The organism is Paenibacillus thalictri, from assembly GCF_004307995.1.
Classification (GTDB): domain Bacteria; phylum Bacillota; class Bacilli; order Paenibacillales; family NBRC-103111; genus Paenibacillus_AF; species Paenibacillus_AF thalictri.
Map to the genome: position 1 here is coordinate 96,643 of NZ_SIRE01000025.1, position 13,448 is coordinate 110,090.

General features: G+C 53.4%; 11 protein-coding genes. 6 read left to right on the forward strand and 5 right to left on the reverse strand.

Features of this window, described 5'->3' with window-relative positions; all coding sequences use genetic code 11:
• Window positions 1-250 precede the first annotated feature (250 nt).
• The 3 genes from EYB31_RS29865 to EYB31_RS40420 are packed head-to-tail and all read left to right on the forward strand — an operon-like array spanning window position 251 to window position 3,998.
• Window positions 251-1,807 carry a spore germination protein gene (locus tag EYB31_RS29865; protein ID WP_165452686.1) on the forward strand — a complete coding sequence of 519 codons (1,557 nt, stop codon included), beginning with the start codon at window positions 251-253 and terminating at the stop codon, window positions 1,805-1,807.
• Window positions 1,804-2,889, forward strand: a complete 1,086-nt coding sequence (locus EYB31_RS40415) for an SLC5/6 family protein (RefSeq protein ID WP_165452687.1) — start codon at window positions 1,804-1,806, stop codon at window positions 2,887-2,889. The genes EYB31_RS29865 and EYB31_RS40415 overlap by 4 nt, the downstream gene beginning before the upstream one ends.
• The gene (locus EYB31_RS40420; RefSeq protein ID WP_165452688.1) at window positions 2,886-3,998 is read left to right on the forward strand and encodes a Ger(x)C family spore germination protein; all 1,113 of its coding nucleotides are present in this window, start codon (window positions 2,886-2,888) and stop codon (window positions 3,996-3,998) included. Before EYB31_RS40415 ends, EYB31_RS40420 begins: the two co-directional genes overlap by 4 nt.
• 168 nt (window positions 3,999-4,166) lie before the next feature.
• Here EYB31_RS40420 and EYB31_RS29875 read toward each other — a convergent pair whose 3' ends face one another.
• Window positions 4,167-5,150 carry an aldo/keto reductase gene (locus tag EYB31_RS29875; RefSeq protein ID WP_131017153.1) on the reverse strand — a complete coding sequence of 328 codons (984 nt, stop codon included), beginning with the start codon at window positions 5,148-5,150 and terminating at the stop codon, window positions 4,167-4,169.
• A 191-nt stretch (window positions 5,151-5,341) separates the two neighbouring features.
• Between EYB31_RS29875 and gerQ the strand changes: the two genes are divergently transcribed.
• Entirely contained in the window at window positions 5,342-5,803 is a 462-nt protein-coding gene (gene gerQ / locus EYB31_RS29880; protein WP_240763010.1) for a spore coat protein GerQ, read from the forward strand.
• A gap of 121 nt (window positions 5,804-5,924) precedes the next feature.
• Here the strand turns inward: gerQ and EYB31_RS29885 are convergent, their stop codons facing one another.
• From EYB31_RS29885 to EYB31_RS29895, 3 genes are all read right to left on the reverse strand, one after another.
• Entirely contained in the window at window positions 5,925-6,875 is a 951-nt protein-coding gene (locus EYB31_RS29885; RefSeq protein WP_131017154.1) for a D-2-hydroxyacid dehydrogenase, read from the reverse strand.
• A 131-nt stretch (window positions 6,876-7,006) separates the two neighbouring features.
• Complete coding sequence (locus EYB31_RS29890) at window positions 7,007-7,486, reverse strand: 2,4'-dihydroxyacetophenone dioxygenase family protein (protein WP_131017155.1); 480 nt, start codon at window positions 7,484-7,486, stop codon at window positions 7,007-7,009.
• Between the two features lie 2 nt (window positions 7,487-7,488).
• A complete protein-coding gene (locus EYB31_RS29895) occupies window positions 7,489-8,274 on the reverse strand; it encodes an SDR family NAD(P)-dependent oxidoreductase (RefSeq protein ID WP_131017156.1) in 786 nt (261 codons plus the stop codon).
• Between the two features lie 283 nt (window positions 8,275-8,557).
• Between EYB31_RS29895 and EYB31_RS29900 the strand changes: the two genes are divergently transcribed.
• Both EYB31_RS29900 and EYB31_RS29905 read left to right on the forward strand, forming a co-directional pair.
• On the forward strand, window positions 8,558-9,943 hold the full coding sequence (locus EYB31_RS29900) for a mandelate racemase/muconate lactonizing enzyme family protein (RefSeq protein WP_131017157.1): 1,386 nt from the start codon (window positions 8,558-8,560) through the stop codon (window positions 9,941-9,943).
• A 177-nt stretch (window positions 9,944-10,120) separates the two neighbouring features.
• On the forward strand, window positions 10,121-11,026 hold the full coding sequence (locus EYB31_RS29905; protein WP_131017158.1) for an RraA family protein: 906 nt from the start codon (window positions 10,121-10,123) through the stop codon (window positions 11,024-11,026).
• A 928-nt stretch (window positions 11,027-11,954) separates the two neighbouring features.
• Here the strand turns inward: EYB31_RS29905 and EYB31_RS29910 are convergent.
• Window positions 11,955-13,406, reverse strand: coding sequence for a sulfatase family protein (locus EYB31_RS29910; protein ID WP_131017159.1), 1,452 nt, complete (start codon window positions 13,404-13,406; stop codon window positions 11,955-11,957).
• Window positions 13,407-13,448 lie beyond the last annotated feature (42 nt).

Here is a 13,448-nt window from a genome sequence, read left to right on the forward strand (position 1 = left end):
TCCGGCTCGTAACTGTTAATCGTTGTGACGGGAAAATTTTGTCATCCGCCGTAGGCAGGCCAAGGCAATTCAGCTCGTGCAAGAAAAAAATGTCACAGGTCGCGGTGTCTCAGGAGCTGATAAAAGCCTGATTTCGGCGCGCAGCGTTTTCCAATAACAGGTAAATATGAATAGCGACGCTGCATCCGAAGTAATCTAAAGATGGAAACAGGTCGTCAGTTGAAGCAAAAACATCCAAGGAGGTGCTGACTTGTTCGCCAAAGAAGATTTGCAAGCGGCTCTCGGGCATCCGCCCGATCTGATTATCCGGCCGCTTCCCGATGGTTACGGACTGCCGGGTTTTGCCGCGTTTCTTTCCACCGTTACCGATACGGCAAGAATCGCTCAGCTGTTGTCCCCTCTTCCGCAATCCTCCGATTCCGAATCCCGCCACACCAACGACGTCCCAGCTAAGCAAAGCGATCCATCCAGCGGCGGCGTATTGCGGATCGGGGGACAAGAGAACAAGAAAGTTGCGGGAAAAGAATCGAATCACGACTTGCCTCAGCATCTCTCGATTCTGGGGAACTACTACCCGCTTCATCTGAAAAAGATGTCGCTGCAATTGTTTGCCGGACATTGCTTGCTGATCTTGGAGGAGCAGAATCGGTATTTAGCGATCGATGCGGCAAAATGGTCGCAGCGCTCGGTAATGACACCGGAAATCGAAAGTTCGCTGATCGGTCCGCGGGACTCCTTTGTGGAACATATTGAAGCGAACTTATCGATGATTCGGTTTCGGATCCGTCATGAGCATTTAACCGTCGAATCTTTAACGATCGGCGAAACGACCCAATCGCAGGTCATGATCGTTTATATGAAAGGATTGGCGAAACCTCATCTGATTGAGCAAATCAGATACAGGTTAAGCGGCATCCAAGAATCCGGATTTCTGGATACGACCCAACTGGGGCAGATCATATTGGACAGGCCAAAATGGCTGACGCCGTTCCCGCTCATGCAATCCACTGAGCGCCCCGATAAAACCGTAGCTTCCTTGCTGGAAGGAAGAATTGCGGTGCTGATGAATACTTCGCCGACTGCTGTCATTTTGCCGGTGACGATGACCGCATTGTACCAGACGGCTGACGACTATTATTTTCCGAGCTTGCCCGGCACCTTTTTACGCTTGATCCGTTTTATCGGACTGCTGATGACCTTATATTTCCCGGCGCTTTATGTCGCCGTCACGTCGGTGAATCATGACGTGCTGCGGATTCAGTTCATGATCGCCATTGCCGCCAGCCGTGAAGGCGTCCCGTACCCTGCCTTTATCGAAGTAATCGTCATGATGATATTGCTGGAGCTGATTAATGAAGCAACCGTGCGTTTGCCCAAAGTGATCGGCGGCACCGCCACGATCGTCGGCGGTCTGATCATCGGCACCGCCGCCGCCCAAGCGCATCTGATCAGCAATATTATGATCGTCATTACAGCCGCAACGGCCATCGGCAGCTACACCATACCGAACTATATGCTTGGCGTAGCGCTGCGGCTGTGCAGCTATTTGCTGGTCGTTTTCTCCGTGTTCTGGGGAATCTACGGCATGGCGGTCGGTTCGGCGCTTATTCTTTTTTATCTGTGCTCGTTAAAATCGATGGATATCCCATATTTGGCCCCATTCAGCACGTTTATGTATTCGGATCTGCTGCGCGACTCCTTGATTCGCGCCCCACAGGCGCTGTCGCTGCTTGCGTCGCGCACATACAAAGTCAAATTGAAACCATCCGGGCGATCGCCCCGCAAGGAAGGAGAAAAGCTGTTATGAAGTGGAAGACGCAAGAGGAAGAAGTTCATTATCCGGTGTTGTTTTTTATCGTGATGACCGGTTTGTCCACAACACGTGGGGTTAATAAAATGGCACTGACCGGTTTTGGCCGGGACAGCCCTTGGATTTTTTTTGCCTGCCTACTGGTGGTGCTTGGAGGAGTGTGGCTGAGCTTGCGCATCAGCTCGCGTTATGAAGGCGAATCCATTATGCTGGCCAGCGGACGCATCGGTCCCAAGCTGCTGACCCCTGTCTCTTATTTGCTGTATGCCATTCTCTTTTGGGGCGGGGCGGTCTATTACCTGATCACGGGCGGGGACTTTTTTTCCCGTACTTTGCTGTACGGCAATTCGACGACATTAATGATATCGGGGACGTTGATAGCCACATTATTGGCTTTGTTTTCCATCGAAACGGTTGGACGTTACGGGCATCTGCTGATGATATTCATCATTCCGCTTTATATCGTTTTTTCTCTGACCGCACTGATGAATTCGAATTGGTCCTATCTGATGCCCGTCATTCGTGCCCGGGAATGGGCGCAGCCGATTCACGGCATATCCGGCGCCATGCTGATGTTTATTCCGCTCGCCGCGGTCACCGTACTCAGCAGTCGCATCAAACGAAAAAGGGTATTTGTTTCCGTCTCCCTTCTGGCAAGCGGCTCGGCTTTATTCGGGGCTTATACGGTAACGATGGGCATTACGACATTTGGCGTTCATACCGCCAGGCAATTCGAATCTCTTACCCAAGCTATATTCGATGCCGTACGCGCCGAAAATTTCGTCATGGAGCGAATCGTGTTTATCCATATTTTATTGTGGAAATATTTAGAGATCGCCGGCAGCACCTTTTTCATCCGCTGCGCGTCGTTTTGTTTAGCGCAAGCCTTCGGTTGGAAGTTGTCCCCCTTGCATATCATCGGTGTCGGGATCGGTTCGGCCATATTTGTGGTCGCAACAAGCAAGCCTTTCTTCTTCAGAGACTTCGCTTACTGGCTGGGCTGTTACGGCGCTGCGATGCTGGTCGCGTTTCCTCTGCTGTTATATATGTTGATGCTTGCGAGGGGGCGCTCCAATTGAACAGAAACCGAATCTGGCTGCTCATTCTCTTGTTCGTCCCGCTGCTCGGCGGATGCGGCAACGCCAAGCAAATCAACCGTATCACCTTTGTGACGGCACTGGGCATCGAATCCGCAGAAAACGGCGTGCTAGTCCATGCGATGGCGGCTATTCCCGGAAAATACGCCTCCTTGTCGCCGGGTTCGGGAGGCGGTGGCAGCGACACATCGCCGAATTATATCATTACCCAACAAGGAAGCACCATATCCGACGCTTTGTATCAGATGAAGCGAAAAACAGCCCGCGACATTCAATTCGGCCATACCAAAATTTTATTGATTTCCAGCGAGCTCGCAGAAAAAGGACTTACGGAACATTTGGATTTTTTCATGCGCAGAGAGGAGCTGCAAACGATATCCTGGATCGCTGTCACACGGGAAAGCCCCAAAGCCGTGATGAATATCAGCCCGTCGGTGCCGCAATCCGTCGGAGATTGGATGGTGGATGTGTTCTCCCAGGCCGGATCGGATACATTTGAAATTTTGCCGATCTACTTATACGAGTTTTACAGCCGGGTCTTCGAGCCGGGCATATCGCCTTACGCCATGGTGCTCGGTTCGTCGAAGGAACGCGAGAAAGATGTCAATATCGATAAAATCGCCCTGTTCCGCCGCGACCGGCTGACCGGCTATTTGAACGCATCCAACGTCAAGTATATATCGATGCTGCAACAACGAAGCCTGCTTCCGACGGGGTTTACCATCACCAAGGACAAAATGTCATTTATCCTGCTTGATTACAAAACCGATATCGCTTGGGAAGCAGATAAAATGAAGGTCAACCTTCGTGTGAAGCTTGATTTCGATCAATCTCCGGGGATTTATTTGATGGACCACGCTTCTATGACCAAAGTGGAAAACGAAATGGCAGGGGTAATTGAACAGGATCTCCGCAAGCTCATCACCACGCTGCAGCAACTGAAAAGCGACCCGGTCGGATTTGGCGAAAAGTACCGGGTCGCTCATGGCGGGGAACTGGACAAAGATCAATGGCTTGACCAAACATTTCCTTCCCTGAAAACCGACGTTCATGTCAAGGTAAAAATTCAGCGCAAAGGCATGATCGATTAGCGGGCGCGGCGGTCGGTCGATCGAACCCCACGCGTGTGATGCAACAGCACATGCCGGATGATGGCATCACGCGCGAATAATCCTTTGAGCGCATTTATGGCGTCGCAATGGCGGTTGATGAGATCAGCATTCTCCGAACCCACGCCTCTGGCTTCAGGCTTCAGACTTTTAGTAAGATCCGCGAATGTAAGGGTGAACATTGTCCCGGTAAAATTCGGCAAGCTGGCGCTGCTCCGCCGCGGTAAATGACGGCACTTCGCGCGCAGCCAAATTGTCCTCGATTTGAGACACCGACCGGAAACCGGGAATGACACACGTCACCTCCGGCAAATCGAGCAGCCAACGCAGCGCAGCCCGTGTCATGCTTTCGCGGCCTTCGGCAATCCACGCCAGCCCCCGGCTGAGCGTTACGCCACGTTCGAATTCCAGTCCGGCGAACGTTTCGCCGACGTTAAACTGCTCTCCGTTGCGGTTGAAATTGCGGTGATCCCCCGCCTCAAATTCGGATTGCGCGGTAAATTTACCGGTTAACAAACCGCTTGCGAGCGGCAGCCGCGCCAAAATGCCGACACCTTGGGCATGTGCTTTGGGCAGCAGCCGCTCCAGCGGTTTTTGCCGGAATAAGTTCAGAATGACCTGCAGTGCTTTGACATTCGGATTGTCCAAACAAAGCAAACCCTCTTCCACACTTTCAACACTGACTCCGTAATGGCGTATTTTCCCTTCCTGCTGCAGCTTGTCCAGCACCTCAAACACGCGGCCGTCCTGCAATATCGCAAGCGGAGGGCAATGAATTTGATACAGGTCAAGCCGTTCGCGATTCAGCCGTTTCAAGCTTCCTTCGCAATAAGCGCGCACTTGTTCCTCCGAATACGTATGCGGATCGTGAATGTCCCCGGCCCGGCAAAATTTCGTCGCAATGTGAATTTCGTCTTCTTTGCCTTTGGTTGCTTCCTCCAGCAGCCTTTCACTGTGCCCGTCTCCGTATACATCGGCCGTATCGAAGAAGTTCACTCCCGCATCCATCGCCGCATGAAGCGCACGCATCGACTCGCCGTCGTTCACTTGCCCCCACGATCCGCCGATCGCCCACGTGCCAAAGCTGATTTCGCTCAGCATGAGCCCGGTATTGCCTAATTCCCGATATTTCATCGCTGTACCTCCGCACCTTTTTCTAATGGCCTACATGTCCTATTGTATAGAAAACAACCGGTAACGCAACTGTACAGGAACTATATTTTTCCTTTTGGCGTCAGTCACCAAATCTGGGCTCCCTCCATAATATGGGTATTGAGATAAACGCCCATATCACTGGCAAAAACATACTTAGGAGGAAATCAACCATGATGAACAATCCTTACAAAATCGGGTCCATGCCGGGAGTTAACCCGTACGGATTCCCAATGTACGGCCAAATGGCTGGCCAAATGCCTGCCCAAATGCCTGCTCAAACTCAGGTTCCGCCTTCCAGCGGCGGCTTTATCGCCGGTCCGGGCGGGTCCCCCGCCGGTGCGCCTGGTTTGAATGCCGCAGGACAGCTGCCGATTGAGCAATCTTTTATCGAAAATATTTTGCGCCTCAACCTCGGCAAAATGGCGACTTTGTACATGACTTATGAAAACAACCGCGAGTGGAACGCCAAAATTTTCAAAGGCCGCATCGAAGCTGCCGGACGCGACCACATCATCATCAGCGATCCGATGACCGGCATGCGTTACCTGCTGCTGATGGTCAACCTGGACTACATCACCTTCGACGAAGAACTGAACTACGCTTACCCGTACGCTACCGGCGTAAGCAGATAATACAATAAGGAACCTGCGGCCACCGTTCTTAAAACGGACTCCCAGGTTCCTTTTTTTTGCCCAGCTTTCAAGTTCAAGCCCCGATCCATCAATTCAAAAATGCCGTACCGCTATCGCTCGCTTAATATTCGTTCTGCAAATCAATCAGGTTGCGCAGCGGTTTACCTTCTATATAATAACGCAGATTTTCCGTGAAGATCTGCATAGCCCGCTCATCGTAATGTCCCGAGCTGCCGGAGTTATGCGGCGTGATCATGACGTTCTCCATCTCCCACAGCGGATGATCTTCCGGCAGCGGCTCCACTTCAAATACATCAAGACCCGCTCCGGCAATTTCACCCTCGCGCAAAGCGTCGATTAATGCTTTCGTATCCGTCGTCCCGCCTCTTCCGATATTAATGAAGAAAGCGTCCCGCTTCATCGCCTGGAACTGCCCGCGGCCAAAAATGTGTGTCGTGTCTTTAGTCAAAGGCAGCGTCACCACCACATAATCGCTTTCCTGCAGCACTTCATCAAGCTGTGCCAAAGTAAACATATGATCCACATGTTCCACCGGCGCCACCGTCCGTTTCACGCCAAGCACCTTCATGCCAAACGCTTTCGACAAGCGGGCGATTTCTGTGCCGATGGCGCCAACTCCGATAATACCCACCGTTTTGCCGTGCATTTCTCCCAGCGGCCCGACATTTTGCCATTTGCGCCGTTGTTGATTCAAGAGGGAAAGATGGATTTTGCGCGTAAACGATAACATCATGGCAATAACATGCTCCGAGATTGGATACGGATGAATCCCGCTTGTGGATGTCAGCTTCACACCCGCCGTCCCAAACGCGGCCAGCGGAAACTTGTCCACGCCAGCCCCCCAATTCTGCACCCAGCGCAATCCCGTGCCGGGATTCAGCAGCTGTCCCACTTCAGATTTCCAGCCAATCACGATTTCCGCCTCCTGCAGATGAGGCAGCCAGTCCTCCTTTGTTTGGCCGTTCACGAATTCCCAATCCGGCGCGATGCTGCGAATTTGCTGTTCATGCTCCGGTTTGATCGGTTGTACGGATACGATTTTGTGTGACATGCTCTGCTCCTCCTTACGCCAAAGCGAACCCGGACAAACTTAGCTAGGAGTCTGTCCGACGAAAGTAAATCGGTGAATATTTCGGACAGAATCCTGGCATGCCTGCCGGGCAGATCGTTTGGCGTGTCTGTTTAATAAGTTAAGTCGATATACGGAATCCGATGCTGCTCGCAGTATTCATTATACAATTTCAGCTTGGTGAAAACATCGTCTTGGTACACAAGACGGTCTTCGTCATCCAAATATTGAATCGTGCCCTCCAGCAAAAACAACGTAATCATCTCTTCTTCCCCATCCACCAAAAGCGTATGGATGTCGCCCGGCGGCTCATACACAAACGTTCCCGGTTTGGCTACCCAGTCCCTTTCCGCATATCTCCATGTGCCTTGAATCGTGTACGCGAGCACCTGTCCGCCGCTGTGACGGTGCCGGTTGACCTTGCCGCCGGGCGTCACCTTCAGCAGGTTGACCCAGCTGCCTCTGGCGAGGTCGAAGCGCATCGGCTTAAACCAGACGCGATCCGTCTGCGGGACCCAGGGAACCGCATCGAAATCGATTGCGCGATCGCTGAGCTGCACCATTTTGGCAAAATCATATAAAGATGGGCTCATGTTTATTCCTCTCCCTTTGCCATGATCTTCATCGCGGGCGGAAACAAAGAAGGATCACCGGCGAGCAGGCCGCCATCCACTGGCAGATCAACCCCGGTAATGAAACTCGCATCGTCGGAACATAAAAAATCGATAGCCGCAGCCACCTCCTCGGCTTTGCCGAAACGCCGGAACGGAGTGCGCGATAAAATGCGTTCGCGGAATACGGGGTCTTGCGTCGCTCCCGCCGACAACGGTGTCTCAATGTAACCGGGACTGACGGCATTCACGCGAATATTGTACTTGGCCCATTCGACGGCGAGGCATTGGGTCACCTGCACGACGGCGCCTTTGGACGCTCCGTAGGAGAGCAGGTTCTCGCTTCCGTAATGAGCCAGCATCGAACCGAAGTTGACGATCGCTCCCCCGCCCGTTTGGGCCATATGCGGATGTACCGCTTGGCACATGAATACGGTGCCGAGCAAATTGACCTCCAGCACGGAGCGGATTTCCGCCTCCGGAATGTCGGCGGCCGGCGATCGGCGAATGATGCCCGCGGCATTAATCAGCACGTCGATTCGGCCAAACCGCTCGATAATGTGCGCGGCCGCTTGGACAGCGCTTTCTTTTTGCGTGACGTCGGCCTGTACGGCGTACCATGCAGGCGAGCCGTCTGCGCCTTCGGGCGCTGCATCCGAACGCTCAACAATATCGACGACTGCCACCGTATGCCCTTTGCCCCACAATCTGCGGCTGACCGCATTTCCGAGCCCCGACATGCCTCCGGTCACTACACATACGTTCCCCATGAACTCTCCCCTCCTACTCCTAAAATACTAGTCCCGTCGAAATGATTATACATGGTATTTTTATGATTTTGTTCGATTTTTCGAAAATATTAGAATAATTAGGAAGCAAAAAAAATTAAACAAAATCATAAATTTACGGCATCGAAGTTTCGTTTTTGAGCTTTGTATAATGGGGAGGAGAGCTGCCTGGCGCCTTCACTCTCCGCTGCAGCCGCCAGCTGCCAGACTGGTTCATGCCTTTTGAAGTCCGTACGTTTCACCAAACTGTGAGGAGGAACATCCTGTGTCCCACAAGGAAACCTATGAAAGCACGCTGGCTCATGTCAATACGAATTCCAGGCCGTCCGAGCTGCGCATCACCGATATCCGTTTTGCCGATATTCACGGCGCCCCCATGCACTGCAGCTTAATCAAGGTGTACACAAATCAGGGGCTGGTCGGATTTGGCGAAGTGCGCGACGGAGCTGATAAATTGTACGCCCTTATGCTAAAAAGCCGTCTGCTTGGCGAAAACCCTTGCCAGATCGACAAGTTGTTCCGCAGGATCAAGCAATTCGGCGGCCATGCTCGTCAAGGCGGCGGCGTCAGCGGACTGGAAATCGCGCTGTGGGATTTGGCAGGAAAAGCTTACCATATCCCGATTTATCAAATGCTGGGCGGCAAGTTTCGCGACCGCATCCGCATGTACTGCGACACCGACATCGAAGGCAAAGATACGGGCAGCGCCATGGGCCAGGCTTTAAAGAAACGGATGGAAAAAGGATTCACCTTCCTGAAAATGGACCTCGGCATCAATCAGCTTGTTCATGAACCCGGCACCTTAAGCGGCCCGCTTGGCTTTGTGGAAGAAATGAGAGAAGTTTCTTCCACATGGCGAAGCCGCAAGATGATGTCGCTTCCCGAACATGAAATACGGACATTGCGCAACCGGCAATACGATTTGCACAACATCGCCCACCCTTTCACCGGCATCCATATTACGGAAAAAGGCCTTGATATCCTGGAGCAATATGTCGCCGACGTCCGCTCCGTCATCGGTTATGAAGTGCCGCTCGCCATCGATCATTTCGGTCATATCGGCGTCGAAGACTGCATCAAGCTGGGACGACGGATCGATAAATTCAACCTGGCCTGGATGGAGGACATGATTCCGTGGCAGTACACGGAGCAATATGTCCGTCTTTCCAGAGCCGTGGCGACGCCCGTCTGCACCGGTGAAGATATTTACCTCAAAGAAAACTTCAAGCCGCTGCTGGAAGCCGGCGCCGTTTCCGTCATCCATCCGGATGTGCTGAGCACGGGCGGTATTATGGAAACGAAAAAAATCGGCGATATGGCGCAGGAATACGGCGTCGCCATGGCTATCCATATGGCGGAAAGCCCAATCGCCTGCCTTGCAGCCGTCCATGCCGCAGCGGCTACGGAAAACTTCCTTGCGCTGGAGTTTCATTCCAACGACGTCGCCTGGTGGGACGACATTATCGTCAGCAAGCTGCCAAAGCCGCTTGTGCAAAACGGATTTATAACCGTTCCCGACGCTCCGGGGCTCGGCATCGACGATTTGAACGACGAAGTGATCGCCGCCCACCTGCATCCCGAAGTGCCCGGCTTATGGGAGTCCACCGATTCATGGAACGACTACCGCTCGCACGATAGGTTATGGAGCTAACCCACGCCGTTCCGCCACCCGGACGCGAAGCCCGCTCCGAAACAATCCGCTCCGACGCCGGCGAAGAGCCGAGGTTCAATTGGCTGCCACTTTTTCCCCCACGCAGGTGCCACTTTCGCTTCGGCGGCCGTCAGCAGCAAGCTCGTTTTATACTTTTAACGAAAGAAGGGTTCATCTATGAAATTCGATAATGCCGAAGATATCATTCAACTGACTCCGCTATGGCAAGGGGAGCGGTTTCCGAACGGACGCCCGAGAGTGCCGGACGATATATTGCGCCGGATGCGGCGCATTAAGCTGGAAGAAGCCTGGAGCCCGCTGTGGCACAGAGACTACAACTTCCAGGTAGAAACCGAATTTAAATCGACCCGCCCCGGGCAAACGATGGCCGGCCGGGCTGTAACCGCCGTATTTGCGCCGCAGCGCCCCGATCTGCACGAGACGCTGCTGAAGTACGGGCAAGAGCAGGAAAACCGCAAAGGTTTTTTTAACCAGTGGGTCATCGACAGCCTGCAGGAGGACGACGTGGTTGTCGTCGATATGTTCGATAAAGTGTACAAAGGCACGTTTGTCGGGGGCAACCTGTCCACCGCTATCTCGGCGCGCACGAAACGGGGCGGGGCCGTCATCTGGGGTGGCATCCGCGATACCGAACAGATCGTGGAGATTGAAAACATCAACATTTTTTACCGGGGCAGCGATCCGACGCCGATCCGCGAGGTGACGATGCTTGGCATGAACGTACCGTGCCAAATCGGCAAAGCGATCTGTCTGCCGGGCGACGTCGTGCTGGGGACACCGGCCGGGGTCATATTTATCCCGCCGCACTTGGCGGAGCTGACCGTCGTGCTTGCGGAAAAATCAATGGTGCGCGACATATTCGGATTTATCCGACTGGAGGAAGGCCGTTACTCCACCGCGCAGATCGACCGCGATTGGACACTCGACATCTGGGAGGATTTTGTAAACTGGTTCGAAAACGCCGAACAAACCACCGAGTTCCGCTCCCTCCAATGGGAGCAGGAGCTTGCGGAGGCGCGCTCGGCCCAAGGGGACGACGTGTCGAACGGACCTCGCGCGTAAAGAGTTCGTGAATGCAGCGGACATGGGGCGTACGGATCGCATGCGTAGTAGCTGTAGAGTGCTGCGAACATATGCCGAAAGGGTTAAGTGTGAGAAGCTTTGAGCGTAGCGGACATGGGTGAACGGGTTAAGTGTGAGAAGCTTTGAGCGTAGCGGACATGGGTGAACGGATCGCGCGCGGAGGCGCAGTGAATATGTTGCGAAAGGATCATGTGCGCAGAAAAGCAATGAACGCGGCGAACATGGATGAACGGATCGCGTGCGTAGTAGCTGTAGAGTGCTGCGGACATAGAGCAAACAGACCGCATGCGTAGAAGGCTTTGAACGCAGCGGACATGGGGCGAACGGATCGCATGCGTAGAAGGCTTTGAGCGCAGCGGACAAATGAAAGATGCCGGGCCCAAGACGGCTGCTTTTGCAGCTTCCCTGGTCCGGCTTGTGCATAAATGCGACGTTACTCTAACGTTGAACCTGACGAATCGTCACGGTTGGGCGCTAACGGACACAGGCGCGCTTATCCAGCAAAAAAATCGAGGTTTGCCTTTTTAACGGTCATGCACGCCCTTATTCGCTCAAAAAGTCAGGGAAACCGCAGGTGATAGGCAGAATAAGTGCACGGGTGTCCGTTGCATTTGGCAAACCTCTGATTTTGTGTAAATTGCGTCGCTCATGTCCGTTAGAGGTGGCAGGCTCTGATCGCATATTGGCTACGCACAGCGAATGGACAGCCTCCGGGGTCCGTTAAAGCGAATTAGGCGTATCCGTCCATCAACCACTTAAAAATAACGTTAAATCAGGATTGAACTACCATAAATTGAAAGTAACATTAAATCGGGATCGATCTACTAGGCTGACCGCTAGGCTTATTGCCGCTCCATTTCGAACGACAACGAAGCGGCCTAAACCGGCTTATGCGGCCAAGTTCCACTCACCTGCGGACACGCGCAAGCTGCGGCCAATCGTCAACGCCGGTATTTTGCTGCCGTGCTCCCGGCGTACTGCGGCCATCCTCGATGTATGAAATGAGCAGCGTGCGAAGCCGCTCCACTACCTCCGGCTGCTGGTCCCACATATTGCGCCTTTCCCCGATATCCTGCGTGAGATCGTACAGCTGAATGGGAGGCGAATCGGCCGGCTCCTGACCCGGCACCGGATCGCTCCAGCCGCCCGAGCCCGGACACAACTCCAGCTTCCACCGCCCCTGACGAATCGAAAACGAACCGTCAATGGAGTGGTGTACGACCGCTTCGCGCAGCGGCGCGGCAAGCGGTTCCCCCCGCCAAAGCGGCAGGTTGCTCACGCTGTCTTCCCCTGTGTTGTCGGGAAGCTGGTAGCCGATTAGCTCAGCAGCCGTACGCATGAGATCGACGAGACATACGGTCTCGCCGCAAATGCTCCCCGCCTGAATCCCCGCCGGCCATTTGATAATAAGCGGAATCCGGTGTCCTCCTTCATAAATATCCGCTTTGGTGCCGCGGAAAATGTAACTCGGATTGTGCCCGACCTGCAGCAGTTCGCTGTAATTCGCCCTTGGCGAACAGCCGTTATCGCTTGTGTAAATGACAATTGTATTGTCGCTTAATCCCAGTTCCTCGAGTTTGGCATTAATTTGTCCGACGACATCGTCGCACATCAGCACAAAATCTCCATAGCTATTGGTTCCCGATTTCCCCTGAAACGGCTCGGATGGGAGGATCGGCGTATGCGGCGCAGTCAGTGGGAAATAGATGAAAAACGGCTCGTCCCGATTCGTCTCCAGCGTATCCAGCACTTTTTGCGTTAATACCTGCAGTACCTCCTCATGCTTAAAGTCCGGAGCAACTGGTCCGTGACGCCACATCTGCATAGGATCCGGGTTCTGTGAAAACGAGTCGGGAACCGCCGTTACCCGGTCATTTTCGATATACACATACGGCGCCATATCCAAGGAAGCGCTGATCCCGAAGAAATAATCGAAGCCATGCTCAACCGGCCCCCCTGAAACCGGTCTTGTAAAATCGACATCCTCCTTGTTGTCGCCGCTGCGGGACCAATCCAAGCCAAGATGCCATTTGCCGATACAGGCTGTCCGGTAACCCGCCTCCTTCAGCATGGAAGCTACCGTCATGCGCTCTTTCTCGATCAGAGGGGCATCGTAGCCAAAAAGCACGAACTGCTTTAACGCCGAGCGCCAATTGTACCTCCCTGTCAAAATGCTGTACCGCGACGGCGTGCACACCGCCGAAGACGAATGTGCGTCCGTAAACGCCATGCCTTCGCGGGCCATCCGGTCCAGATGAATCGTATTTATTTTCGACGCTTCATTTAAATAAGAAATATCTCCGTACCCCATATCGTCAGCCAAAATATATACAATATTCGGCCGGTTCCCGTTCGCCATCCTGATCCGCTCCTTCTTTCGCCCTGATCCGCGAAATTCCCT

Coding starts and splice junctions, on each gene's coding strand:
- EYB31_RS29875 (WP_131017153.1), bottom strand. CDS start 5,150: ATGAAATATCGGGAATTAGGCAATACCGGGCTCATGCTGAGCGAAATC.
- gerQ (WP_240763010.1), top strand. CDS start 5,342: ATGATGAACAATCCTTACAAAATCGGGTCCATGCCGGGAGTTAACCCG.
- EYB31_RS29910 (WP_131017159.1), bottom strand. CDS start 13,406: ATGGCGAACGGGAACCGGCCGAATATTGTATATATTTTGGCTGACGAT.
- EYB31_RS29890 (WP_131017155.1), bottom strand. CDS start 7,486: ATGAGCCCATCTTTATATGATTTTGCCAAAATGGTGCAGCTCAGCGAT.
- EYB31_RS40415 (WP_165452687.1), top strand. CDS start 1,804: ATGAAGTGGAAGACGCAAGAGGAAGAAGTTCATTATCCGGTGTTGTTT.
- EYB31_RS29885 (WP_131017154.1), bottom strand. CDS start 6,875: ATGTCACACAAAATCGTATCCGTACAACCGATCAAACCGGAGCATGAA.
- EYB31_RS29895 (WP_131017156.1), bottom strand. CDS start 8,274: ATGGGGAACGTATGTGTAGTGACCGGAGGCATGTCGGGGCTCGGAAAT.
- EYB31_RS29905 (WP_131017158.1), top strand. CDS start 10,121: ATGAAATTCGATAATGCCGAAGATATCATTCAACTGACTCCGCTATGG.